At 39.4% G+C, this 26,548-nt stretch carries 25 protein-coding genes; 21 read left to right on the top strand and 4 right to left on the bottom strand.

Annotated elements, in window-relative coordinates; all coding sequences use genetic code 11:
• Positions 1–26: 26 nt before the first annotated feature.
• Together cysK and ACPLOV_RS02750 are read right to left on the bottom strand one after the other, a co-directional pair.
• Complete coding sequence (gene cysK, locus ACPLOV_RS02755; protein ID WP_424908596.1) at positions 27–968, bottom strand: cysteine synthase A; 942 nt, start codon at positions 966–968, stop codon at positions 27–29.
• A complete protein-coding gene (locus tag ACPLOV_RS02750; RefSeq protein ID WP_424910580.1) occupies positions 969–2,381 on the bottom strand; it encodes a HesA/MoeB/ThiF family protein in 1,413 nt (470 codons plus the stop codon).
• 161 nt (positions 2,382–2,542) lie between these two features.
• Here ACPLOV_RS02750 and ACPLOV_RS02745 point away from each other — a divergent pair, with 161 nt between their 5' ends.
• The 6 genes from ACPLOV_RS02745 (at position 2,543) to ACPLOV_RS02720 (ending at position 7,425) form a co-directional block, all read left to right on the top strand.
• Positions 2,543–3,373 (top strand): histidinol-phosphatase HisJ family protein, encoded by an 831-nt coding sequence (locus ACPLOV_RS02745; RefSeq protein WP_424910579.1) that lies wholly within the window; start codon positions 2,543–2,545, stop codon positions 3,371–3,373.
• A 2-nt stretch (positions 3,374–3,375) separates the two neighbouring features.
• On the top strand, positions 3,376–3,858 hold the full coding sequence (gene trmL / locus ACPLOV_RS02740; RefSeq protein ID WP_424908594.1) for a tRNA (uridine(34)/cytosine(34)/5-carboxymethylaminomethyluridine(34)-2'-O)-methyltransferase TrmL: 483 nt from the start codon (positions 3,376–3,378) through the stop codon (positions 3,856–3,858).
• A gap of 14 nt (positions 3,859–3,872) precedes the next feature.
• Positions 3,873–5,237: a 23S rRNA (uracil(1939)-C(5))-methyltransferase RlmD gene (gene rlmD / locus ACPLOV_RS02735; protein WP_424910578.1), complete on the top strand. Its 1,365-nt coding sequence runs from the start codon at positions 3,873–3,875 to the stop codon at positions 5,235–5,237.
• 322 nt (positions 5,238–5,559) lie between these two features.
• A complete protein-coding gene (locus ACPLOV_RS02730; RefSeq protein ID WP_424910577.1) occupies positions 5,560–6,399 on the top strand; it encodes a DNA-methyltransferase in 840 nt (279 codons plus the stop codon).
• Positions 6,396–6,617 carry a helix-turn-helix domain-containing protein gene (locus ACPLOV_RS02725; RefSeq protein ID WP_424910576.1) on the top strand — a complete coding sequence of 74 codons (222 nt, stop codon included), beginning with the start codon at positions 6,396–6,398 and terminating at the stop codon, positions 6,615–6,617. Before ACPLOV_RS02730 ends, ACPLOV_RS02725 begins: the two co-directional genes overlap by 4 nt.
• Complete coding sequence (locus tag ACPLOV_RS02720) at positions 6,610–7,425, top strand: DNA adenine methylase (protein ID WP_424910575.1); 816 nt, start codon at positions 6,610–6,612, stop codon at positions 7,423–7,425. The genes ACPLOV_RS02725 and ACPLOV_RS02720 overlap by 8 nt, the downstream gene beginning before the upstream one ends.
• Before the next feature lie 33 nt (positions 7,426–7,458).
• Here the strand turns inward: ACPLOV_RS02720 and ACPLOV_RS02715 are convergent, their stop codons facing one another.
• Together ACPLOV_RS02715 and ACPLOV_RS02710 are read right to left on the bottom strand one after the other, a co-directional pair.
• Positions 7,459–9,492, bottom strand: a complete 2,034-nt coding sequence (locus tag ACPLOV_RS02715; RefSeq protein ID WP_424910574.1) for a hypothetical protein — start codon at positions 9,490–9,492, stop codon at positions 7,459–7,461.
• A gap of 90 nt (positions 9,493–9,582) precedes the next feature.
• Positions 9,583–9,792: a helix-turn-helix domain-containing protein gene (locus ACPLOV_RS02710; protein WP_424910609.1), complete on the bottom strand. Its 210-nt coding sequence runs from the start codon at positions 9,790–9,792 to the stop codon at positions 9,583–9,585.
• A gap of 416 nt (positions 9,793–10,208) precedes the next feature.
• Here ACPLOV_RS02710 and ACPLOV_RS02705 point away from each other — a divergent pair, with 416 nt between their 5' ends.
• The 15 genes from ACPLOV_RS02705 (at position 10,209) to ACPLOV_RS02635 (ending at position 26,462) form a co-directional block, all read left to right on the top strand.
• Positions 10,209–11,882 (top strand): ImmA/IrrE family metallo-endopeptidase, encoded by a 1,674-nt coding sequence (locus tag ACPLOV_RS02705; protein WP_424910573.1) that lies wholly within the window; start codon positions 10,209–10,211, stop codon positions 11,880–11,882.
• Positions 11,883–12,105: 223 nt separating this feature from the next.
• On the top strand, positions 12,106–12,288 hold the full coding sequence (locus ACPLOV_RS02700; RefSeq protein ID WP_424910572.1) for a hypothetical protein: 183 nt from the start codon (positions 12,106–12,108) through the stop codon (positions 12,286–12,288).
• Positions 12,255–13,613 (top strand): DEAD/DEAH box helicase, encoded by a 1,359-nt coding sequence (locus ACPLOV_RS02695; RefSeq protein WP_424910571.1) that lies wholly within the window; start codon positions 12,255–12,257, stop codon positions 13,611–13,613. The genes ACPLOV_RS02700 and ACPLOV_RS02695 overlap by 34 nt, the downstream gene beginning before the upstream one ends.
• Positions 13,603–14,019 carry a hypothetical protein gene (locus ACPLOV_RS02690; RefSeq protein ID WP_424910570.1) on the top strand — a complete coding sequence of 139 codons (417 nt, stop codon included), beginning with the start codon at positions 13,603–13,605 and terminating at the stop codon, positions 14,017–14,019. Before ACPLOV_RS02695 ends, ACPLOV_RS02690 begins: the two co-directional genes overlap by 11 nt.
• A gap of 107 nt (positions 14,020–14,126) precedes the next feature.
• Entirely contained in the window at positions 14,127–14,879 is a 753-nt protein-coding gene (locus tag ACPLOV_RS02685) for a hypothetical protein (RefSeq protein WP_424910569.1), read from the top strand.
• Positions 14,880–14,936: 57 nt separating this feature from the next.
• Positions 14,937–16,859 (top strand): bifunctional 3'-5' exonuclease/DNA polymerase, encoded by a 1,923-nt coding sequence (locus tag ACPLOV_RS02680; RefSeq protein WP_424910568.1) that lies wholly within the window; start codon positions 14,937–14,939, stop codon positions 16,857–16,859.
• A gap of 4 nt (positions 16,860–16,863) precedes the next feature.
• On the top strand, positions 16,864–17,652 hold the full coding sequence (locus ACPLOV_RS02675; protein WP_424910567.1) for a phage antirepressor: 789 nt from the start codon (positions 16,864–16,866) through the stop codon (positions 17,650–17,652).
• A 15-nt stretch (positions 17,653–17,667) separates the two neighbouring features.
• Complete coding sequence (locus tag ACPLOV_RS02670) at positions 17,668–18,093, top strand: DUF4406 domain-containing protein (RefSeq protein WP_424910566.1); 426 nt, start codon at positions 17,668–17,670, stop codon at positions 18,091–18,093.
• The gene (locus ACPLOV_RS02665; protein WP_424910565.1) at positions 18,090–20,645 is read left to right on the top strand and encodes a DNA primase; all 2,556 of its coding nucleotides are present in this window, start codon (positions 18,090–18,092) and stop codon (positions 20,643–20,645) included. The genes ACPLOV_RS02670 and ACPLOV_RS02665 overlap by 4 nt, the downstream gene beginning before the upstream one ends.
• 299 nt (positions 20,646–20,944) lie before the next feature.
• Positions 20,945–21,247, top strand: a complete 303-nt coding sequence (locus ACPLOV_RS02660; protein WP_424910564.1) for a VRR-NUC domain-containing protein — start codon at positions 20,945–20,947, stop codon at positions 21,245–21,247.
• A 90-nt stretch (positions 21,248–21,337) separates the two neighbouring features.
• Positions 21,338–21,793 carry a hypothetical protein gene (locus ACPLOV_RS02655; RefSeq protein ID WP_004400053.1) on the top strand — a complete coding sequence of 152 codons (456 nt, stop codon included), beginning with the start codon at positions 21,338–21,340 and terminating at the stop codon, positions 21,791–21,793.
• A gap of 236 nt (positions 21,794–22,029) precedes the next feature.
• Entirely contained in the window at positions 22,030–22,440 is a 411-nt protein-coding gene (locus ACPLOV_RS02650; protein WP_424910563.1) for a hypothetical protein, read from the top strand.
• A gap of 31 nt (positions 22,441–22,471) precedes the next feature.
• Complete coding sequence (locus ACPLOV_RS02645; protein WP_424910562.1) at positions 22,472–23,470, top strand: type II TA system antitoxin MqsA family protein; 999 nt, start codon at positions 22,472–22,474, stop codon at positions 23,468–23,470.
• Positions 23,471–23,641: 171 nt separating this feature from the next.
• A complete protein-coding gene (locus ACPLOV_RS02640) occupies positions 23,642–24,955 on the top strand; it encodes an IS91 family transposase (RefSeq protein ID WP_424910561.1) in 1,314 nt (437 codons plus the stop codon).
• 259 nt (positions 24,956–25,214) lie between these two features.
• Entirely contained in the window at positions 25,215–26,462 is a 1,248-nt protein-coding gene (locus ACPLOV_RS02635; protein ID WP_424910560.1) for an IS4 family transposase, read from the top strand.
• Positions 26,463–26,548 lie beyond the last annotated feature (86 nt).

Here is a 26,548-nt window from a genome sequence, read left to right as displayed (position 1 = left end):
CTTCATTGAGCTTCCTATTATTTTTTTTATTCCGATGGGAAGAGTCCCTCCACGCTCAAATATCTTTCACCCGTATCGGGAAGCACGGTAACTACCAGATTGCCCGGCTTTAATGATTTGGCCACTTTTATTGCAGCGCAAACAGCCGCTCCGGAGGAAATTCCTGCCAAAATACCTTCCTTTAATGCAAGCTCTCTTGCATAGAAAAAGGCATCTTCATTGCTAATTTTTATAATCTCATCAATATTGTTAAGGTCAAGGACTTTTGGAATAAACCCGGCTCCGATACCCTGTATTTTATGAGGTGCCGGTTTTCCGCCGGATAATACCGGTGAGGCTTCCGGCTCCACGGCAAATATTTTAATATTCGGGATTGCTTCTTTTAACACTTTTTTTACTCCTGTAATAGTTCCACCGGTTCCCACACCGGCTACGAAGGCGTCAATTTTTCCTCCGGTTTGATTTAATATTTCCAAAGCTGTAGTTTTTTCGTGAATTTCAGGATTTGCAGGGTTTTCAAACTGCTGAGGCATGAAGTAACCGGGATTTTCCTTTAAGATTTCCAGAGCTTTTTCAACAGCTCCTCTCATACCCAGTTCCGCAGGAGTAAGTACCAGCTCCGCACCATAGGCTTTTAATATTTTTCTCCTTTCAATGCTCATAGAAGAAGGCATTACCAGGACAAGTCTATATCCTTTAACCGCACATACCATTGCAAGGCCTATACCGGTATTTCCGCTGGTAGGTTCGATAATGGTATCTCCGGGCTTTAAAAGTCCTTTTTTTTCCGCATCCAGTATCATACTATATGCAATTCTGTCTTTTACACTACCTCCGGGATTAAAGGATTCCAATTTTGCTGCTATAGTGGCTCCATCCTCAGGTGATAGCCTGTTGAGTTTTACCATAGGTGTCATTCCTATAAGGTCCAGTATAGATTCTTTTATTTCAAAAATTTTCTTTTCCATTTAATCCTCCCTCTCAATATTATTATTTTCACAGATAAATCCGTATTCTCCTTTAAGGTCTTTTATGGATGGATTCTGGCCGCAAACAGGGCATTCCGGGTTGTTTTTTATTTCGGGTGTCCTGAAGTCAAGATCCATAGAATCAAAAAATACAAGCCTTCCTTTTAAGAGCTTACCGGCTCCGGTAATAATTTTTACCGTTTCGGTAGCTTCAATAAAACCGAGGACACCGGGTACGGGTCCAAGGATACCGGTTTCGGAACAGGAGGGAATGCTGCCGGCAGGCGGCATTTTTGGAAATACGCACCTGTAACATGGCCCTTTACCCGGGACGATTGTCATCCCGAGCCCCTCGAAGCGCAACACTCCCGCTTCAGCAAGAGGCTTTTTACTGATTACACATACATCGTTTAAAAGATAGCGCGTAGGAAGGTTATCTACGCCATCTATCACTGCGTCGTAATCTTTTACTATTTCAAAAGCATTTTCCGGAGTAAATCGGGTATGGTATTTTTTAATATTTATTTTTGGATTCAACCTTTTAAGGAAAATTTCTGCCGAATCCACCTTTGGCATATTTATCCTTGAGGTGGAATGTAAAATCTGCCGGTTGAGATTGCTGATTTCTACGTTGTCGCTATCCACAAGGCCGATGGTGCCAACTCCAGCCAGGGTAAGGGCAAGGGCAGCGGGTGAACCGAGTCCGCCGGTGCCAACTATCAAAACCCTTGCCTTTGAAAGAAGTTCACGGAAATTATTTTCTTCAATTAATCCGGATTCTTCAGAATTCACAGGCTCAAAGGCATAGTTAAATTCCATATTCAAAAGGTCGTAATAAAGGGGGGAATCAAGGGTCTTTCCTATTTTCAATACCAGCTTAGCTGCTTCTATAGAACAAATTGCTCCTGAAAAACTTCGGGATAAAATTGTTCCGGTAGAATTTTCCTTTATTTTTTTCAGGGATTCGGGAGATAGCAAATTTTCCTCCTCTAAGAATGTGGCGCCCTTTGATGTTTTTATTATACCCCGCCAGGGAGAAGTTAAAGCAAAAACTGCCGGAACCTCTTTGAACTTTTCTGGAATAAAAAATTCGTCAAAGAGAACGCAAAAATCTAATTCATCGATGCTGCTTTCAATTTCCTCCTCACTTAAAAAGGAAAGTTTAAGGTCAGGGTTGAAATCCTTCAGGTTTTCCTTTAAAAAGGAGTAATTTTCGTCATAATTTTTAAAATAAAAGTATAAATTTTCAATACCCAGAGCTGCAAGGTAAAAAACTAATGGTATGGCGCTTTCTGGAGAAGGAGAAACCACAAGCCCTTTTGATTCTATTAATTTTTTCTGGCCCGGCCCGCTTATTTCCGGCATGATGATATGCCTCAGAAATCTGTTAATTTTTTCTTTTGGCAGCAGCAAAAGGACTCCTCCCTCATTAAAATTAAAATCCTACTAAAATGATAGGAATTCTATAAATTTATTTTATTATTTTACCCGCATAATGTCAATTTCTACTTTTATTTTATAACATTTTTTTGGTATTTTAATATTAGTATAATAAAAGAAAAGGAGTCTGGGAAATGAGTTTTAAAGATTTTCATGTACATATTGAACAGGGGCCTTATACCCTGGAATGGTTAAAAAAGTTTATTGATAAGGGAAAAGAAAGGAATGTTAAAGAAATAGGCATATCCGAACATATTTATAGATTCGTTCAGGCAAAGGATATTTGGAAGGGTGGGTCTATCCGAAATGAATGGCATGAAAAAAGGGCGACAGAGGATATTGAAGAATATATTTATTTAATTGAAAAAGCAAAAAAAGAAGGATTTCCTGTGAAACTCGGGGTTGAAGCGGATTACTTTCCGGAAAACGAAGAAATAATAAGGGAATTTATCAAAGATTACCCTTTTGATTTTGTAATTGGTTCTGTTCACTGGCTTTCGGATTTCGGTTTTGACAACCCGGAAAGGATAAAGGATTGGGAAGGAAGGGACATAGATAAGGTCTATGAAGAATACTATTTTACTTTGATTTCGGCGGTTAAATCAGGAATTTTTGATTTCATAGCCCATCCGGACCTGGTAAAAATATTCAATTACAGGTCGAAGGCTGATTTATCAAATATTTACGAAAACCTTGCAAAGGAAATAAGAAGTAAGAATATGTGTATAGAAGTGAGTACGGCGGGGCTTCGAAAACCCGTAAAGGAAATATATCCTTCGGAGGATTTAATGTATTATTTTTCTAAATTCGATATTCCAGTAATACTAAATTCGGATGCCCACTGCCCCGAAGATGTGGGGAGGGATTTTGAAAAAGCCGTAGAATATATAAAAAGTTTTGGCTATGATAAATTATGTTATTTTGAAAATAGAAAAAGAATGCAATATAGAATACGGGAGGAATAAAGGTGTTTAACATAGTTCTGGTGGAACCGGAAATTCCGCAAAACACCGGGAATATTGCAAGAACCTGTGCGGCGACGGGGGCGGTGCTTCACCTGGTAGGACCGCTGGGATTTTCCTTAGAGGATAAATACTTAAAAAGAGCGGGTCTTGATTATTGGCATCTCGTAAATGTGAAATATTACGAAAATTATCAGGAATTTGAAGAAAAGAATAAAGGAAACACTATGTATTTTTTAACTACCAAATCCGAAAGGTGCTATACGGAAGCAAGTTTTAAACCGGGAGATTACCTTATTTTTGGAAAGGAAACCGCAGGGCTTCCCATGGACTTGTTGAAAAGGAACTGGGATTATACTCTCAGAATTCCCATGGTAGACGACGCCAGGTCGTTAAATCTTTCCAACTCTGTGGCGATAGTGCTTTACGAAGCATTAAGGCAGAATAATTTTAACGGTCTTAAAATTAAGGGACCTTCAAAAAATTAAAGGAGGATTTTTAGGTGTCCGAACTTAAAGTAGGGCAAACCATTGAAGCAGTAGTTGAAAATATGGCCCATGAAGGCCAGGGGATATCCCGCATAGATGGATTTACAGTTTTTATTGAAGGGGCAATTTTTGGAGAAAGGGTAATTGCTGAAATTACAAAAGTGACAAAATCCTATGCAATTGCAAAAGTAAAAGAAATCATTAATTTTTCCGAATACAGGAAGGAGCCTTTTTGTCTCTATGCAGTAATCTGCGGGGGATGTGATTTACAGCACCTTTCCTATGAAGGACAGCTGATTTTTAAAAAAAGGATAGTGGAAGATAGCCTCCATCGCATAGGAAAGGTTTTCCCGCAAATAAACGACACCATCGGTATGGAAAATCCTTTAAATTATAGAAATAAAGCCCAATATCCGGTGGGAAATAAAAACAATTTGCCGGTACTGGGTTTTTTCAAAAAAAGGTCTCATGATATTGTACCAATAAATTATTGCCCGATTCAGTCACACCAAAGTAATGAAGCTCTTTTAGCGGTAAAGGAATGGCTCGAAAAGTACAAAATACCCATTTACGACGAAATAAAACACGAAGGTCTTATAAGGCATATTGTTACCCGTCATGGTTTTAGAACTGGAGAGGTAATGGTGGTGATTGTAATAAACGGGGAGGATATTCCTCATAAGAAAGAGCTTATAGAAATATTAAAAAAGAAGGTCAAAGGCCTTTCTTCGGTTTATTTAAATGTGAATACACGAAAGACAAATGTAATTTTGGGAGAAAAAAACCTATTGATTTACGGCAGTGAAACCATTACCGAATATATAGGCAATATCAAGTTTTCCTTGTCTCCCCTGTCCTTTTTCCAGGTAAATCCCGTTCAGGTCAAGGTGCTTTACGATAAAGTGGCGGAATTTGCTGATTTAAAGGGCGATGAAACGGTTTTGGATGTTTACTGCGGTATAGGGACAATTGCCCTTTACCTGGCAGATAGGGCAAAAAAGGTGATAGGTATAGAAGTGGTAGGGGATGCGGTGAGGGATGCAAGAGAAAATGCAAAAACCAACGGTATTAAAAATGCCGAATTTATAGAAGGGGAAGCGGAAAAAATAATGCCCGAACTTGCAAAAAAAGGAATAAAACCCGATGTTATAGTGGTAGATCCTCCAAGAAAGGGCTGCGAAAAAGAGGTACTTTCTGCAATGTCAAAAATGCAGCCGGGTAAAATAATTTATGTGTCCTGCAATCCTGCCACTTTGGCAAGGGATCTGGGCATTTTAAAGGAATTAGGATATGAAGTAAAAATTGTTCAACCCGTTGATATGTTCCCTCATACGCATCATGTGGAGTGCGTAGCATTGATGTCAAGGGTGGAGAAGTAGAAGGATTGCAAAAGCCTGTAAATAAAGGGTTTCCAGACATTTAGCTTTTCTCCAGGCTGCTTTGCTGGAGATTACAGTGTCGGGAAGCCCTTGTTTTTATTGTTTGAGGTAACATATCAACTACCCTGAAAATTTATAGTTGAGTTACCAGATTAGATAACTGCCTATTTTTCAGGGGGTTGAGGATATAGGATGGATATAAATTAGTATAAGTATATTAAATTCGATGAAGTGTAAATATATGTTAACAAAAAGTAAATATATATTGACACAAAGTGCTAATATATGATATAATCTCGTTAAGCTTAATGGAGGGGAAGATATGGAACTAAATGTTATTATCAATCAGGACTGCATAGAAGGAATGAAAAATATCGATGATAATATGATTGATCTGATTATTGCAGATCCACCTTATAATTTATCAAAAGGTGGCGAATGGAAGTGGGACAATAGCGTAAAACTGGCTGGTATGGGCGGTAATTGGAACAAGGTTATGGAAAATTGGGATAATATGTCTTTAACGGAATACTTTTCATTTACAATTGCTTGGTTAACTGAAGCAAAAAGAATTCTAAAACCCACTGGTTCTATGTGGATTTTTGGTACATATCACAATATTGGAATTATTAATGTAGTTTGTCAATTGCTTAATATTGAAATTATCAACGAGATCATATGGTTTAAGCGCAACGCTTTTCCTAATTTAGCTGGTAGGCGATTAACTGCTAGTCATGAAACCTTACTATGGTGTAATAAAGGTTGCAAAAAACGTGAGTATTATTTTGATTATGAATATTCTAAAAATGGAAACTTTGAATACGATACTTTAAAGCAACCTGGAAAGCAAATGAGAACCGTATGGGATATCCCCAATAATAAAGAAAAACGAGAATTAGAATTTGGGAAACATCCAACTCAAAAACCTCTTAGGATTCTAAAAAGAATCATTCAAATATCATCAAAAGAAGGTGATATTGTATTATCACCTTTTTCGGGAGTTGGAAGTGAATGCTTAGCAGCTAAGGAACTAGGGCGAAATTATATAGGGTTTGAAACTGATAGACATTATGCAGAGATTGCAAAGAAAAGATTGGAGCACGCTATTTCGAATAATCAGATGAGTATTTTTGATAGCATGAGTAAAGGTGAAAAACAATGAAAAAGTATATTGCTGATGAGAAAAAAATACGGAAAATCATGATCGATAAAAATATAAAATCAATAAGTGAACTTTCCAGACTATCAGGGGTGTCAAAACCTAAAATTTATGAATTTCTTAATGGAAAAACACCAATGCAAACTTCATTTGTAAGATTAGCAGAGTTCTTAGAAATTGACCCAAATGAACTTATTGTTGAGGTAGAAGAAAATGAGTAAAAGTATTAAACCTGTAATTAAATGGAGCGGAAGTAAACGCAGTCAAGCTTATGAAATAGTTAGTAAAATTCCAGCATATAACCGATATTTTGAGCCTTTTTTAGGAGGTGGTTCGGTTATGTATGCTTTGAATCCTAGTAATGCAATATGCTCAGATATTTGTGAGCCGTTAATAAAATTATGGGAAGTTATTAAGAAAGATCCTATTGGGTTAGCTGATTACTATCGTGAACAATGGGAAAGGCTGCAAAAGGAAGGTTACCAGGTATATTATGAAATAAGAGATAGATTTAATAGTTCATTTTCTCCGTATGATTTATTGTTTCTATCACGGACGTGTGTTAATGGATTGATTAGGTTTAACAAGGATGGTCACTTTAATAACTCATTACATTACTCGAGAAAGGGAATTAATCCTAAAACCCTAAAAGGTATTATTCTAGATTGGTCCTCACGTATACAAAATGTAGAATTTAAAGCTTGTGATTATAAAGAAGCAACAAAAGAAGCTGGTGATGGTGATTTTATTTATCTTGATCCACCCTATTTTAATACGAAAGGCCGTTATTATAATTTGTCCACAATCGATTTTGATGAATTTTTCGATTACCTAAGAGAGCTTAATGCTCGAGGGGTTAAATGGGCATTGTCTTTTGATGGAAAAACTACTGATAAGGATTATAGTGTACAATTGCCAAAGGATCTTTTTGTTAACCATTATTATTTACACGCAGGAAAATCTGCGTTTAAAAAAGTAATGGATAAAAAGAGTAATACAGTGTATGAGTCATTATATACAAATTATTAAGAAAGAGGCACTTATAAATTGCACCTTCTTTCTTTATAAAAATGTGCAAGTAATTCCTATGTTGTTTGGGTGTGATAATATTAGCTCTTTTAATTCTGTATATACGGAGTTATCAGGCATATAGTTTATAATTCGAATGTCCCAGCCAACTTCTTTAGGGCTTAATGCAAATATTAAATCACATGCAGATACCTGATGAATATTATCATAATCTTCTGAACCGGAATCAATGAACGCAGCAACAGATACAATTTTACTCGAGTTAAGTGATATTTTTTTTCTAGAAATTGACCAATTTCCATTAATACTTCTTTCACAGCTAGGAATAAACGTAGATAAGTATTTGATATATTGCTTTAGTTGCTTTCCTACATTTGGTTCTAAATCAGAAGACCTATCCTTAGATTCAATCGATAAAATTATAGAATTGGTATTATAAGGATAAAGTTGTAATACATGATCTGGCCTTTTCCCATAAATTTCGCCACTAACTCGTGGTAGTGATACCCACCTATACTCACATTGATTAACTATAACAGAAAGGCCACTCCAATCACCTCCTGGAGGATTACATAGACCCTCAAAACATTTGTTAGAAGGTAAGCTAGTAAATAACATGTGAATAGCAGAATCTACATCATCTTCGTGTACACTATTTGGTGTAGGTGAAACAATGTCTGAGAAAATAACTTCTTTTGCTGATAGTGCTGTACACTCTTGTTTATACTTATGATTTGTTCTAAAAAGAGTTGCGTTTCTTTTTTCATTTAATACTGGAACATCAAGTAATAAATAGTCGCTTAGTCCTAAGAAAACATTCCAAAAACCACTAACACGAGCAACTGAACGTGGATCATTTTTTAGTTGTTCAATGCGGGTAGAGGTCATCGGACCATAAATAAAAGTCAATATTTTGGCATGTTCTGATGTTAACATTGCCAAGAACGGTAGTAGACCGCGATCGGGACGATTATCATCGCCTCTTGGTTTAAATCCTTTGATAAGGCATACTAGAAGATCGTGGTCATCATCTAATATTGTCTGAGCTTCGTTTTGACTAATGGGATAGAGTTCAATTAGCTCATTAACAAAATTAATCTTACTATCTGAGGGTATGACTCCGATTGGTAAATCCTTACATGTTATACCGTAAGCATATTTTTTTACTAACTCGACAAATGCACGAGTTTTGCCGCCCATAGATTTTTCTGCAATCTTCTTGCCAAATTGCCATTTCTTTTCTTTGGATAGTTCTATAACAGTTGTTTCGCCGTTATAAATACGTTTCCAGTCTTCTGGCTTAAAATAATATTGTCCTTTTGTATGTAATGAGAAAAAGTTTACCATTTTTAAATTTTTTTCAAGTAAAGATTTCTCATATACCGTAGTGTCATTTCCAAGCATTAGATTTACTAAATAATCTGATATGTCGTCTTCTGAAAAAATTGATTCATCAAAGTTTTTGAGTAAAGAATTGTTTTTGTCAAACTCTTCTGATTTAACAAAAGCTTGGACACCAAAAACGTTTTCTTGCAGTGTATTGTTAATATAACTGTAAGTTATTGCAGGATTAGGTGTTCTTATTGCTTTCCTTTTTCTTGTATTGGTATTCAGTTCATATTTAACAAAATCAACTATGTAAAGGTAAGGACAACCTGTTCTAATAGTTGAATATGCTCGTCCGCTTCTCTGCCATGCTTGATTTCCTGCCTGAAGGGCACTACAAAACTCAATGGCACACAATACCTTTTCTTTTTCTTCATGGATGTTAACTTCAGTTATGATCGCATCTGGTGTTTCATCTAAAAAACTCCCAGCGGTTTTTAACGAATCAAAGATATTATTATTCCAGCGATTACGGTTAGATTTACTAAATCCTGGATGATAAATAAGCCTCCAGCGATATTTTAAGCTATTATAAATAAAATTGATATCTATCTGGATTGCTGCTTGTGAAATAAACTGTTTATTGATATCAATAATATCAAGCTTGCGTGTTATAAAGTTAAAAATGCGCTCACATTCAACTATGTTGTCTCCATGAATTTTAAATGTTTGAAAAGTCATTCTTTTATCTCCTCACTTTGCCCCAATATTAACAAGGTAAAAATTGTAAAATCTCATAAACTCCAACATATTAAGTTGAGTAATTCTAAGTTACTTGTCATCTTCTACAATTTCCATAATATCTGATATATCACAGTTAAGAGCTTTACATATCTTTACCAAAATCTCAGTATTAACATTTTCATTTTTTCCGAGTTTGGCCATTGAAGCTGTACTAATACCAGCCAATTCTCTTAAGTCTTTCTTTTTCATATCTCTGTCAATAAGAAGCTTCCATAGTTTTTTATAGCTTACGGTCATAATTATCACCTCGACTTGCAATATAAAGGGTATCATAAAAAAATAAAAAACACAACAATAATTTGCGTTCGCAAATAAAATATTGTGTTAAGCGCAATTTATGTTATAATTTACATAAGGAAATATCTGGTCTATATGATGAAATGTTATTTTGGAGGTACGGTATGGCAATGGCAAGTGTCAGCTCGTTCAGAGATGTTATTGCAAACATGTATTATAATGATCTCTTTGACGAATTGTCCGAATATATAGAGGATAACCCGGATAAGCTGGAATCCAACTCATACCATGTGCAATCACCGGACGAAGCCGCATTATCCGATTTTGACATCATAATGATAGACATAACCGACTCGCCAGGTAACAGTATTTTATTTGATGTAATTGTTTCCGCTGAAGTTGAAATAGCAGAAACAGTGCGAAGGAATCGCGAGACTGACGGCATAGAACAATGGTTCCGTATCTCCTGTAAAGCTGATCTTAATGACGGAATTCAGAATTTTCAAATCAATTCTGTTTCAATTTTCAATAAGTACAGAGAAGGCAAAACAGGCCGACTGTCTGAGTATTTAGTGCCAATTATAGAAAAGGAACAGTTTGACGATGTTGCTACTGAATTTCTAAGTGAGTTTTGCCCGGAAGCATTAAGTACTCCTATGCCCATTCCAGTAGATGAAGTAGTGAAAAGAATGGGGCTTAAGGTTAAGGAAATCCAGCTTACAAAGCATTTCACTATATTTGGTCAAATAGTCTTTGGCGATTGTACGATAGAGTATTACGACAGAAATGAAAGAACATATAAACCTTTAGAAGTTTCAAGGGGAACAATCCTTGTGGATCCCAATGTGTATTTCATGCGAAACGTAGGGTGCATGAACAATACCATTATTCATGAGTGTGTCCACTGGTATAAGCATAGAAAATACCATGAGTTAGTTAAGACGTATAACAGCGATGCTTTGCTCATAAGCTGCAGAGTAAACGAAACAACTAAATACAAGAAGCAGTGGACGCCAGAAGATTGGATGGAATGGCATGCTAACGGAATCGCACCACGCATCCTTATGCCTAAATCAATGACTATCAAAAAGATTGAGGAGCTAATAAAAAAGAATGAGCTCCTTTTTGGTACTCAAGACAGGCTGAATATAATGGAAAATGTCGTTTATGAATTAGCGGATTTCTGCCAGGTGTCAAGAATAGCGGCCAAAATAAGGATGCTTGACCTTGGATATAAGGAAGTTGAAGGCGTATATACATACGTCGATGACCATTTTATCAGCAATTATTCATTTAAGGCAGACTCATTACATAAGAACCAAACATACAGCATTAGCCTAAGCGATTCCTTTTTTGAATATTATGCAAATCCGGAATTTGCAAAAATCATAGACAGCGGCAATTTTATTTATGTTGACGGTCATTATGTTATTAACGACTCCAAATACATTAAAAGGTTAGAAAAGGGAAGCCTTGATCTTACAGATTATGCAAAACTGCATGTAGATGAATGTTGCCTTCTGTTTGATTTAAAGATAAATAAAGCTTCCAAAATGGACATTGTAGTATATCTCGATTCTATAATGTTCCGTAAAGCTACACCGGATTATAACAGAGTGCCGACATTTAATCCGGACAAGCATAATATTGAGGTATTTAATCGTTCAGAAGAGCTAAAGAAATTTCACGAAGAATTCGTCGAAGAAGGTCGGCATTTGAGCCGTACAACCCAGACATTTTCCCAAGCGGTATATGGACATATCAAAAGGAAAGGCTACAATAAGCTTGTTTTTACAGATAAGACTTTGTTATCAGGGAAAACATATGACAGGATAAAAAACAACGAACTTAATAATCCAACTTTAGAAACTGTTGTTGCAATTTGCATCGGATTGGAGCTAAGCCCTACATACAGTGAAGAGATATTAAGGCTTGCCGGTTATACTCTTAATAATACACCTCAACAATTGGCATATAAGAAACTGATTCATTCGTACAGAGGGCATTCAATATATGAATGTAATGAAGTTTTGGAAGCCTTAGGGCTTTCCCCTCTTTGTGCAAAGGCATATAAAGAAATGATAAGTTAAAAAAATTGTTGGACTTCGGAAGTCCAACTTTTTTTATTATAAATAGGCTATTATACTGAGATCCTCAGCCATTATGCAAAAAAGGTGCAAAAACCTTATTGCATAATGGCTATTTTTTTGTCCAAAACATGGACTTTAGATGTCCAGACATGCTTTAACAATTCGAGTAGCATTGAGTCAGAGAGTTGGCCAACCCTCAAAATTGAAGGATGGAGGATATAAGATGCAAGACTCATTGAACAATGCAAAAACGCTACCAATAATTTCAATGCCCGTAAAGGGTAGACCATACAAGCATCAGGTTCGTGCTTTCAATTTCATCTGCAGTCTATTTGGACTTTTGAAGGGTGGTGGTGTTCATGCCATTTCCGGATGGGGTGCAGCGCTCCTGATGGAAATGGGCTGACCAGCACTGGAAAAACGCTTGTCTCAATCGCCATTATTGGAGCATTGAATGCTGCAGGAAGAATAAACCGTGTGCTGATAATCGCACCGCTTTCCATACTTGGAGTGTGGGAGGATGAGTTTAAACGGTTCGCAGATTTTCCATACAAGCTGATTGTCCTTAATGGCACGATTCAAAAGAAAATCCAACAGCTTAGATTTCTAACTGGCGAAGGTGTCCATGTGGTGGTAGTCAATTACGAATCTGCATGGCGAATGGAAAAGGAACTGGCAAACTGGCATCCTGATCTTATCATTGCCGATGAAGGACACAAGATTAAAACTCACAACACTTCAGTTTCAAAGGCAATGCACCAGTTGGGCTTGCTTGCCCGGTATCGGCTCTTACTGACAGGAACGGTTATAACCAACAAAGCCATAGATGTATTCAGTCAATATAAGTTTCTCGATCCTCGCATCTTTGGAAACAGCTTCTATGCCTTCAGAAACCGGTATTTCAATATGGTCGGCTACGGCAACCATACGCCGGTGCTGAAAAAATCAATGGAACAGGATTTGATGAAAAAGATCCACAGCATTGCGTTTCGGGCGACTAAAGCTGAGTGCCTGGATTTGCCGGAAACTACCGATATCATTCGCCACGTTGAGCTTGAGCCGGCAACTTTAAAGAAATATAAGGAGCTTGTCAAACAAAGCTATACTGAGCTGTCAGCAGGGGAAGTAACAGCTACAAATGTATTAACACGCTTGCTGCGTCTTTCCCAGTTAATAGGAGGCTTCATTGGAAGCGATGACGGCGGAAGAATTGAACAGGTAAGTGAAGCTAAGCTGAAAGCTCTCGAAGATATCCTTGAAAGCAGCATTCAAGAAGGGCATAAGCTGGTTGTCATAGCAAGGTTCATTCCTGAAATTCATGCCATATGCAGGATGCTGGAAAAGAAGAATATCGGCTATGCGTGTATTTATGGGGCGACTAAGGATCGTCAGGAGCAGGTTTGCCGGTTTCAATATGACCCTGACTGCATGGTGTTTGTAGGGCAGATCGCAACTGCAGGACTCGGTATTACACTGACCTCTGCAAGCACAATGGTATTTTACTCCCTTGATTACTCCATGTCGAATTTTGAGCAGACAAAAGCCCGCATCCATAGAGTTGGGCAGAAGAACGGCTGCACATATATCTACCTTATTGCCAAGGGTACTGTGGATTCAAAAATCCTGACTGCTCTGCGCAACAAGGCAGACCTTGCAAAAATGCTGATAGACGACTTCCGCAAAGGAGCAAACCCCTTTGCCCCGGAGGGAGGTGAAAGCTATGAGCGATAATACGATGTTTGAACTTGCTGACCGCCTGAAAGAGCTGCGCGAGACAAAGAAGGCTGCGGAAGAGGAACTGAAAAGCATAAATGCGGAGATTGACGAGGTCGAATACCGTCTGTCTGAGCTGATGATCAGCAGTGAGACGCAAAACTTCACAAGAGCAGGAACAATGTTCTGCCTTTCAACGACAACAAGAGCCAGTGCTGCCGCAGGCATGAAGGAGGAACTGTTTGACGCACTACGCAGTAAAGGCTTTGGAGAACTCATCTATGAAACAGTCAATGCAAATTCTCTGTCGGCATTTGTTAAAGAACAGATTGCTGAGAATGGGGAGGAACTTCCTGACTGGTTGAAAGGCCTTGTGAATGTTTTCGAAAAGACAACAGTAACTGTGCGGAAAGCAGCAAGGTAAATAAGTTCAATGTGCAATGCTCGAGGAATAACGGTTCGAAGAACAATGCTTCAAAGAACAATGATATAGATTAAATTTCAAATTCATAATTACGGAGGTATAAAAGCATGAAAAACAATGAAATCGTAACTATTAACAAAAATACAGGTTTTCTTCAGCTCGCTGATTTCAATTTTAACGAGGCAATGGCATCAGAGCTTGACGGTCTTGACATGACATTTGAACGCATAAAAATCCCGTCCGCAGGCAGCACAGTATTTGAAGTGCCTGGGGAGAATCCCGGAGAGCCGGATAATGTCAAAGAATTCTCAGCGGTAATCCTTTATCATCATCCACTTTATGCATATTACAAGGACAAGTATACCGGAGGCAGTAATCCGCCGGATTGCGGAAGCTTTGATGGTGTAACCGGTGAAGGAGACCCCGGAGGAAGCTGTGCCAAATGTCCATATAATCAGTTCGGTTCAGGGGAAAACGGCAGCAAAGCCTGCAAAAATCGCCGCAGGATATATGTACTGCGTGAAGGGGAGATTTTCCCGTTGATACTCTCATTGCCTACAGGATCGTTGAAAGAGTTTTCCCGCTACATCAAAAGGCTTCTTTCTAAAGGCAAAAAATCAAACAGCGTAGTTACCCGATTTTCTTTGAAAAAGGCGACCAACTCAAGCGGTATCACCTATTCCCAGGCTCAGTTTGCAGTAGATCGGGATCTGACCGCTGACGAATATGCGTTGATAGCCAAGCTTTCCGAGCAGGTCAAAGCATTCAGTACCCGCGTAGGCCATGATACTGAACCTGCCAGTGAAAACGCAATAAACGTAGATCCTGAAACCGGAGAAATTACAGAGCCGCTTAAGTGATCAAATGCCCTATCGGAGAGGATCTTCTATCTCCGATAGGGCGGAAAGGAGAACCACGTGGAATACAAATGTGTTTATACGTTAGATGAAATACAGAAGTACCTGAAAGACGCATATATATTTGCCTTTGACTTTGAAACCTCGCCTCGCGATAAATGGAGGAACGAGAAAGGTGCTGCTCTGGATGCTCATAAGGCTGACATTACAGGGATAAGTTTTTCAGTATCAGACGGAACTGCCATATATGTTCCACTTAAACATCGCAGCGGGCGAAACGCAGAGAACCAGAAGGCAATATGGGAGTATTTAAAACCACTGTTCGAATCAAAAGACGTAATAAAGGTTGCTCATAACCTGGCTTTTGAGTCTATGTTCCTTTACGCAAGAGGTATTGTCCTTCAAAAGCCTTGTTATGACACTATTGCAGCGTCACAGCTTACATTGAAGAGCAAGTGGGAGTTCAGAAGCCTTGCTGACAGCGGACTTAAGACGCTTGCACCCACACTATGCAAAGCGGAAATGATAGAATTCTCAACGGTTACTGAAGGTCGTTTTTTCGATGAATTAAACCCTCAGGATGAGAAGACCATCGGCTACGCTTGTGCAGACAGCGACTACACTCTTCGCTTGTACCATGTTTTCAATCAGTGGTTTGATAGGTTTTTACCCAAACACAGAACCATTGTAGAAGAGGTGGAGTCGCCCACATCAGTGTATGTCGGGATAATGAAGTATAACGGCATATTGGTGGACAAGTCAGCCATGCTGAAGAAACAAGCGGAAGCTGCGGAAAAGATCTACAGTATCAGGAATGAGATTACTGGGATAATCGGCAACGTGGAGATAGGGGCAAATGCTTCAACTTCGGCGTTTAAAAAGTATCTTTTTGTGGATCTTAGCCTTCCGGTCATGAAAACGACCGCAAAACATCAGGAAGCTGCCGACGATGAAACCATGATTCTGTTAAAAGAATGGTGTGAATCTAACAGGCCCGAACTTGTTCGTTTATTTGATCTGGTGCAAGAGTACCGCAAATGGGGCAAACTCAAATCCACCTATATAGACGGTTATCTTCGATTTATCGATGAAAATACTGGCAGGATTCATCCGGATCTTATGCCACTGGGTACAGAGACAGGGCGGTTTGCTTCAAGAAATCCGAATATGCAGAATTGCCCGCAGAAAGACAATGACCCAATAGGCGTACGAAAATTTATCATTGCGCCAGCCGGAAAGGTTCTTTTATCCCTTGACTTCTCGCAGATAGAACTGCGCGTCGGAGCGTTTTATTGCAGGGACAAACGTATGCTGGAAACCTATCGTACAGGCGGTGACATCCATGCGCAGACCACTTCTGTTATTTACCGCATTCCTTTTGAAGAGGCAGCAGACAAAAATGCTCCACATTATAAAGAGCGCAGGACCATTGCAAAGAACTGCAATTTCGGTGTGTTCTATGGACTGTTTCCTACTGGTTTACAGAGGACACTAAAATTTAAGGCTGGTCTAAACCCAACTTTAGTCGACTGTGAGACCATCATTCAAAACTTGAAGGCAGGATATCCTGGCCTTGCCCGGTGGCAGGATGAAGTTAAAAAGCGGGCTGCTGCAAGCTGCTATACAGAAACATGGCTGGGCAGGCGAAGGTACCTGCTGGGAATTCGGTCATCAGATTGGGGCAAGAAGTCGTTTGCCGAGCGGTGCGCATTAAATACACCTATTCAAGGTACAGCGGCAGATATTCTAAAGCTTGCCTGTGGGCGCATCATCAGTGGACTTCCCGAAAGGCTCTGGCTGAAACCTCTACTGCAGATACATGACGAGCTGGTTTTTGAATTACCGGAAGACAAGGCGGACGAAGCAGTTACCTTTATAAAAAAATGTATGGAAACACAACCCTTCCCAGAATTTGATGTACCCATCGTGGCAGAAGCCTCGATAGGCAGAAATTTTGGAGAAATGAAAGAAATGGAGGATTGATGTTATGAATAATTTACAGGTTTTTAAGAATACAGAATTTGGAGAACTTAAAGTACTCGTTATTGATGGAAAGGAATACTTCCCTGCAACAGATTTTGCAAAGATGCTGGGATACTCAGATCCATATGATGCAATTAACAGACATACAAAGGGGTCGGTGAAACACCGAGTCCTTACGAGCGGCGGTGAGCAGGAAATTAAATTCATTCCGGAAGGAGATCTTTTCAGATTAATTGTTAAATCAAAACTTCCTGCTGCTGAACGCTTTGAGAGATGGGTCTTTGATGAAGTGCTGCCTACGATCAGAAAATATGGAGTTTATGCTACGGATAAAGTTATCGAAGAGATGATTTCCAATCCAGAGTATGGCATCAGGATTTTCTCCGAACTGAAGGCAGAGCGCGACAGACGGAAAGCTTTAGAAATAGAAAATGCAAAGAATAAACAGATAATCAGCGAGTTAAAGCCCAAGGCGAGCTATTATGATCTCATATTGCAAAATAAGAGCCTTGTGCCGATCAGCAAGATTGCTAAGGATTACGGAATGTCTGGCCGCGCTTTCAATAAGCTGCTTTATGAGCTTGGAGTACAGTACAAAATGGGAAACTGCTGGCTTTTATATCAGGAGTACGCCGATCAAGGATACACGCAATCCAAGACCCATGCTATTGATGCAGAAAGAAGCGTAATGCACACATATTGGACACAAAAAGGAAGGTTATTTATCTATGACCTTCTCAAAAACAAGAAAGGTATATTGCCTGTAATCGAACGTGAACAAAAAAGCGCATAGGCAGGGGGAAATACTATGAGTATCAGCAAGTTTAACGCGGAAGGATATTACGACCCCACACCCTATGAAGCACTGCTTAGGATTGAGCGGGAAGCCAAGAAAGCGCCTTACAGACCGATGGTGTTCATCTGCAGCCCTTATGCCGGGGACACTGAACGCAATATCCGTAAGGCTCAGGGGTACTGCCGCTTTGCAGTGAGCAAGAATTGCATACCTATTGCTCCGCACCTATTGTTTCCGCAGTTTATGGACGACGATGATGAACAAATGCGGGATCTGGGCTTGTTCTTTGGCATGGTGCTGATGTCAAAGTGTTCAGAAGTGTGGGTGTTTGGCAGAAAAATTACTAAAGGAATGTCCATTGAAATTGAGAAGGCAAAGCAGCGCAGCATTCCGATCCGGTATTTCAACGAACGATGTGAGGAGGTGCGGTGCCAGTGAGCATGACATTCCCTCAGGAACTGGCTGACCGGAAGCAATGGATCTGCTGGCGTCTGGAACCAAACACGAAAGATGGAAAAGACAGCAAAATTCCTTACAATCCCTTAACCGGCAGAAAAGCCTCAAGCACTAATCCAAATGACTGGTCGACCCTTGATGATGCGATTGCGGCTAAAGAACAATATCTCTATACCGGATTGGGTTTTGTATTCGCAAAAGGTGGAGGCTTAGTAGGAGTTGATATCGATCACTGCCGCGACAAAAACACTGGGGAATTAAACGATACCGCCAAGGCTATCCTTGAGCGGTTTCCGTCCTATACGGAAATCAGTCCCTCAGGAACTGGGCTTCATATCTTCTATAAGGGGGAGATGCCTGCCAAAGGAAATAAAAACACAAAAACCGGCGTTGAAATGTATGCCCACAGCAGGTACTTCACAATGACTGGCGAACGACTGCCAGGGACTCCTGATTACATTGCTGAAGATAACGGAGCTCTAGCCTGGATACATGAGAATTATATCAAAAGCAAAAAGCGGAACGGGAAAAGCAAGAAAAACCGTAAGAATTTTAAGCTAGAGCCGCTTACGGATGAGGAAATCCTGGAGAAAGCCCGGACAGCCGAAAACTATAAGGAATTTAACCTGTTATGGGAAGGAAAATGGCAGGAAGCGGCCTATCCCAGCCAGTCCGAAGCAGACCTTGCCCTATGCTGTATGTTAGCTTTCTGGTCGGGCAAAAACAAAGAGCAGATGGACAGGCTGTTCAGGAAGTCCGGGTTATTCCGGGAAAAATGGGATACGGTACACCATGCAAGCGGCGCAACCTATGGTCAGGAGACACTGGACAAGGCCATTGAAGCCACAGAGAACGTATACAACCGCAAAAGCGAGTCAGTTATCTTTGAACATGAGGGCAGGTATTACCGCACCAGAGGCGAAAGCGTGTATCCTATAACAAACTTTATCATTCAGCCGGTGGAGATGATTGTATCAGAAGATGAAACGCAGATGACTGCCGATCTTGTTACAATCCGCGATGAAATATACCGCCAGACCTTTATGACCACCGACTTCAATAATATCCAAAAGTTCAAAAATATCTTGAACCGCCGGACAATATCCTTAGGCTATTTTGGCTCAGAAGGAGATTTAGAGCTGCTGAAAGGTTATATATCCGAAATGGAGTGGGTACGGAAAACAGGGGTCAAGGCTCTTGGAATTTATGAGCATGGCGGACGGATGGTCTATGTTTCAACGGATGGTGCCATTGAAGCGGGAGGCAAAATTGTTGAAGATATCGTGCAGCTTGATAAGTACAAAAGTATAACGACTGATATCCTAACCTTTGAGCCATTGACAAAGGAACAGTTTATTATGCTTGGAGAGTGGCTCCTCAGTTATAACGAACCCATAAAAACGGTGTCAGTGATGGCTTGGGTAGCCGGATGTTTTATTAAACCGCATCTTAAAAAATCAGGCATTAAGTTTCCGCACTTATTGCTTGTCGGAGAACAGGGCAGCGGAAAAAGTAATACGTTGGAGCGGGTTATTCTGCCGGTATTTTCATGCAGTAAAATCCGTGCCGCTACACAGGTTACCGCGTTTACATTGATGAAGGAATCTGCATCTTCAAATCTGATACCACAGCTGATGGATGAGTTCAAACCTTCAAAGATAGACAAGCTAAGGCTAAATGCCTTATACAACCATCTTCGTGATGCATATGACGGGCATGAAGGTGTCCGGGGCCGGGCAGATCAAAGTGCTGTTACTTATGAGCTGTTGGCTCCTATCATTGTAGCTGGTGAGGAATCGCCGGACGAAGCGGCCATCAGGGAACGAAGCATAGAATTGCTTTTCAGCAAGAAGGACTTAAAACCGGCCAGCCATAGGCAAGCATTTTATAAGTTGTGTGCAAAAGCTGATCTGCTTGGCAGCTTCGGCCGGAGCCTGTTGGATATAGCACTCAGAGTATCGGCCGCAGAGGCAGAGAAATGGTATGAGGAGGCAAAGTCAGAGATATCTGATGAGTTTCCATCCCGTATCGTCAATAACCTCGCCTGCTGCTATGCCGGATTGAGCCTAGTTAACAAGCTGTGTGAATTTCTTAATGTTACATGGTCTGAAGTGTTTCCCATTAACAAAGGGGCATGTATTCGATATCTTCAGAACGGTGTGCAGGAGTACTTGCTGGATGGCGGCAGCAATAACAAGACTATTGTTGAACAGACGCTGGAAATCATGGCCCGGATGAAACTGGCTCCAAACCAAGATTACACTTTTGATAAAGGTGGCAAGGTTATCGGGATACGTTTCTGCGATGTATATGACCGCTATACCAAGTATAGACGCGATTATGCAATCACAGGGGAATGCCTTCCGTATAACCAGTTTCTGAAGCAGTTGCGGCAAAGCGACTTTTTTCTGGAGAGCAATAAAACGATGCGTTTCGGGAATGAAACTAAGAAAGCCTGGGCTCTTGATTTTTCAATATTAAAAGAGCGATGCGATGTGAGCGGCTTTGAGATCACAGATATTGAACCTCTCTAACCTCGAAAAAGGTAACAAGGTAACAAAAAGGTAACACCCAAAACGCTGATGGATAGCCACTTGTTACCTATGTTACCTTTGTTACCTCAACTTTATATATACGCGCGAGAGAAACATGGCTTTTTTGAAAATAAAAGAATAAAAAATAAAAATATTTGTGTATACACCTAGCCAAAAAAGAGGTAACAAGGTAACAAAATCCGGAAAAGCGCTTGGAAAGCGGATTTATGAAATGACCTTTTTGAATATTACGAGGTTACAAGAGGAAAAAAGGTAACATTTTTGGAGGATGAGCAGTCATGTCCGAAAAAAGTATTGTGACTAAAATCCTACGGTACTTAAAGACAGTACCGGGGTGTTTCTGTTGGAAGGAGCATGGCGGTCTGTACGGGACAGCTGGAATACCGGACATTATTGCCTGTGTAAACGGACGGTTTGTAGCTTTTGAAGTAAAAACCCCATCAGGAAAGGCAACAAAACTGCAGGAAGCTACTATTAGGAAAATCCTCAATGCCGGAGGCGTGGCAGCGATTGTCCATTCGGTAGATGAGGTGAAGGTTATTCTGGAAAAGCATGACCTTCTACAAGGAACAAAGCAATAACGAACAAGGAAACATGCACTGCGAAGCAACGTAAAAAAGCACACTGCTTCAAGGATCAAGGTTTTTATCTTGATTTTTTGGAGGTGCGATATGCTGATTGCATGGCAGTATTTAGATAAAAAAGCGGCTGCTGTTGAAGCATTGAAAGATTACAGCAGCATGCAGTACATTATCGAACACAGTGATGAGGATATATATGAAGTTGAAACCCGTATGACAAGCCCACATAGTGCAAAGATTACCGGAGTTCCAGGCAAACACAATCCCAAAAGCGGCGAAGAACGCCTTGCTGCTTGCCTTGACGAGATTGATGTGTTGAAAGAACGTTACAGGCGGGCATTGGAATATATGGAATGGTTCAAGCCTGCATGGGAAGCCTTGTCGGAGGAAGAACAGTTCATACTGACAGAATTTTTTGTTAATGATGTGAGCAAGACGGAAGCCGTAGCAAACATCGGAGAGAAGCTGTTTCTTGAAAGAGCACAGGTGTACCGCAGGAAGGACAAGGCGCTTAATCATCTGGCACTGCTTTTATACGGAAAATAGTTTTAGATAATATCATTTTGCATGTAAATAGGAAACCCACTCAGATAGAGCGATCTACCTAAGTGGGTATTTTTATGGCCTACTGTATTGCGCTTAATATAAGCTCGTAGGATCTGTTATCTTTAGTATACGCTTTTTAATAAGAAAATCAATAAGTTAAAAACGCACTAATTGATGCATAAATCTTGACAATACGCATATAATATAGTATCATTGTATCACAAAGAGGTGATGCAATGAATCAGCACTATAATCAGAATTATACCCGAGAGCAGATTGATGAGATTTTGGCAATGATACAAGACTGTATTAGAGAGGGCAGATTCATTATATCAAAAAATGAGAATAGACAAGAAAACATAGATTTTATAAATGAATATAACCTAAACAGCAGAAGGCAAAAAGAGATTTTACTAAAAATAAAAACAGAAGATTTTTGCCATTCATTGCAAAATACGAAAATAGGATTTGAACATGAGGTTTTATATGTATTTTGTCCCCAGATTATGTTATTTAATTTTGATGGCATCGAGGAGCTAGTTGATATATATACGAAATTTAATCTAATTGATAGTGAGAGTGGAAAACGAGTGGTTGTCATATCGTTTCATAAGCGAAACAAGCCGATTGATTATCTTTTCCGATGATCAATCAGAAAGTTTGAAAGGAGGTCGCCTTATGAACAGGAATAAGACATTTTGCGAGGAATGCAGAAGAGATGTCGAATACATGGTAGAAACAGCAACAATTAAGGGTAAACTTAAAGGCGAAGAATATGAGTATACTGGAAAGAAGGCTGTTTGTACGGAATGTGGAAGCGAAGTCTATGTAGCGGATATAGAGGACGAAAATCTGAAGGCTTTGTATGACATGTACCGTCAAAAAAACGGCATTATTTCGCTGGAGAAGATATTAGAAATACCTCAGAAATACAATATTGGGAAACGTCCGTTGTCATTGCTTTTAGGCTGGGGAGAAATGACTTTTTCGAGATATTGTGAGGGTGATATGCCTACAAAACAGTATTCGGATATTCTTCAAAAGATTTATGATGACCCAGCATATTATAAAGAATTGCTGGAGAAAAATAAGGATAATTTAAAATCTCTGCAGGCATATGAAAAAAGTAAGCGGAAGGTACAGGAACTGCTTGGAGAAGAAAACAATACAGGTTCAAAGCTGGATTCAATTATCCAATATCTGCTTTATAAATGCGAGGACATAACTCCTTTAGCTTTACAAAAGGCGTTATATTATGTCCAGGGCTTTTATTACGCTTTTGAAGGACGGTTTCTTTTTGATGAAGACTGTGAGGCATGGGTTCATGGACCGGTTTACAGAGATGTGTATAACAGGTATTCATCTTATCGGTTTGACCCCATTGAAAGTGTTGAAGCTTTCGATGAATCAGTTTTTACAACCTCTGAAAAAGCAATATTGGATAGTGTTATTAAAAATTTCTGCTGTTATAGCGGAAAAACATTAGAAAAGTTTACGCATCTGGAGAAACCATGGCGGCATACCAGAGACGGTTTGCCGGTGGATGCGCATTCTAATCGTGTAATACCCAAAGAATTGATCGGGGAATATTTTGTAGCTGTGAAAGAAAAATTCAACATGCTTACTCCTGGAGATATAGAAGTATATTCGAAAGCTATTTTTGAACAAATAAACTGATATTTTTGCATTCCTTTTAGATGAGATTTTTATGAGATGCAAAACACAGAAATCCAATATATAATGATATTGTGGAAAAATGACATAAAAATGCATAAGCCCTTCGGGGCTTTTTTTATTGTTTAGGAAATTATGCTTTTAAAAAACTGTGGATAAATGTAGAATAAAGTTATGGTAGCAAATGGTAATGAAAAAGATACAATTAAAATAAAACAGATATTTGCAGATCACTGGGAAGATTTTAAAAAGACAGACTTACATAAAGTACCAAAAGATTTGATTGACAGTGTAACTGAGGCTGTTGAGAAAATGCTAAGGTGTGGAGATCCTCAGTATGGTTTCGTCAAATATCTTTGCACTAATTGTGGTAAACATGAGAAAAAGATAGGGTTTTCTTGCAAAAGTCGGTTTTGTAATAGATGTGGTAAGGTATACATAGAAAAATGGGTGGATAAACAGGTTGAGAAAATAATTGATGTAGGTCACCGTCATACCGTATTCTCTATACCTGAAGAACTAAGGGGTAAGATTTACTGGAACAGAGATTTACTAAAAGACCTTAGTGATGGGGTGGCCCAAGTAATTCAATATTGGTTTAGAAACAAAGCAAAAAACAAGGAATACGAAGTTGGAATAATTGCAGTAGTTCATACATTTGGACGAGATATGAAATTTAACCCTCACATCCATGCTCTGGTAACCGAAGGTGCACTTGATAAATATAAGAACTGGAAATCAGTAGGATATATTCCATATGAGTACTTAAGAAAGAGCTGGCAAAAGGTACTGCTAGATATCTTTAAGAAAAAATTTGGACAAGAGCCGGAGATGAAAAGGTTAATTGGTACCCTATACCGCAGGTATCCAAAGGGTTTTTATGTACATGCAGAAACTAGAATGAAAGATGCCAACGGTGCGGCGAAATATATTGGGAGATATCTGGCACGTCCGGCCCTAGCTGAATATAGAATAATTAGTTATGATGGGAAAAAGGTTAAGTTTTGGTATATTGACCATAAGACTAAAGAAAGAAAAGAAGAAGAGTTAGAAGCAAAACAATTCATAGGTAAACTGATAATGCATATTCCGAAGAAAAACTTTAAAATGGTCAGGAGATATGGACTTTATCGTCGGGATTTAAATAAATTAGCTCAGAAAGTGGTTGGATTATACAAATATCTAAAGACTAAAATTAAAAGCAAAATCAAACCTACTAAACAGCAAAAAAAGACATGGAAACAAAGAATGATAGAGAGTTTTGGAAATAACCCACTTGTTTGCCCAAGGTGTAAGAAAGAAATGGAACTTTGGGCTATTTGGCATCCCCATTATGGATTGATTTACGATGGTATAAAAGAACTAAAGAGGGAGAATACAAGGTATGAAAAACAAAAAGAACGAAATATTTTGGGACGAGATTCCTTTTCAAGAGGGTCCGGAAGACAGAGCACACCACAAATATCGCTGTCAGAGTTGTGGGTATAGGGAATGGATTCCCGCATGGGTAATAGATGAGTTTGCCTATGATGAGGAACCAGGAGTTATGCCGGGAACTGTTTGCCCAGAATGTAATGGAGAAATGAAATATACAGGAACACTAGCGTTGCAAAAACGTAATTCTCATTTGTCAACTATTAAAAACCGGTGAAAATAGCGGATAAACCAGCCAAATGCATAAAAAATCCTTTATAATAGAGATATAAGGTAGTTCTTGCCCAAATCTCTAAAATAAAGGAGATAAAACATGCAAGGCAAGGATACCATAATATCCACATTTCATCAATTGTTTGGACCAATTTTCACTGAAAAATTTCAGCAGGAAGTAGAAAAAATGGGGGTTGATAAATACACCAAGAAACTGCACACCATACAACTCATTGAACTTATAGCTCACGCTCAGTTAGAACAGCACGGTGGTTTACGGGATATCAGCCATAGTCTAAATGACGATAAGATCAGCGAAGCAATTGGCCTTGACTCCATTAGCGCTTCCCAGATTTCCCGCAAACTAAGAGAACTGCCAACTAAAGTTTTACAGATGCTGTTTAATGACGTAAAAGCTAATGCCGTAAAAGAAATTGGTGTTGATACCGTTAGCCAAGGGTTAAGACGTCTTCGTCTAATTGATTCCACGACCATCAGCTTATGTCTTTCCCAATTCCTTTGGGCTAAGTTCAGAAAGACCAAAGGCGGTATCAAGATACATCTTGGTCTTAGATTTTTTGAACAAGGGGTTCTGCCTGATGAGGTTGTCATTACCCCTGCCAAACCTGCTGACAAAACCCAGATGGACGCCCTGGTGGTTGAGGAAGAAGACGCTTTAAACGTCTTTGACCGGGGATACGTGGACTACAAGAAGTTTGATAACTACTGCCAAAAAGGCATCCGGTTTGTTACCCGTTTAAAAGGCAATGCAGTAATCGAAGTGGTTAAGGATCTTCCTAAAGACCCCGCCGACCCCATAAAGAAACACCAAATCGTATATCTGGGCACCGAAGGCATCAACAAAATGAAACACCCTTTACGCTTGGTGGAAACCGAGGATACCCAAGGCAATCCGGTAATTATCATCACCAATGACTTTAAACTTGAAGCTGAAGAAATTAGCGCCATCTACCGCTATCGTTGGCAAATAGAACTCTTCTTCAAATGGATTAAACAACACCTTCGGATAAAACACTTTTACGGAACAAGCGAGCAAGCGGTGGAAAACCAGATATTCATAGCGCTCATCACTTACTGTCTGTTGGTGCTAATGAAATTAAAAGTGGGTTATAGAGGACCTCTACTAACAATTAAAAGACTATTACATACCTGTCTTTGCGAATCTTTCAAATCCTTCGTCCAGAAGCTTTACCGGTTGCCTCAACGAGGCTCAAAAGGCCGACGAAGGATGAACCATGAAGCAATTTATCAAGCAACTGTGAGGCAGGTGATGGCAGGCGAAACAGATCATCTAAACGATCTGGCCTATGATCCGGTAATACTGTAATCGCTATATATTTGGAAAAATGTGGATGAGAACTACCTTTTAAAGGTTACTCCCTTTTACATAGGGATCCAAAATAATATGGTTGT

Origin of the sequence: Thermovenabulum sp., assembly GCF_049723235.1 — a bacterium.
Lineage (GTDB): Bacteria > Bacillota > Thermosediminibacteria > Thermosediminibacterales > Thermosediminibacteraceae > Thermovenabulum.
Note: the sequence above shows the minus strand (reverse complement) of the source record. Positions and strands in the feature narration are given on the sequence as shown.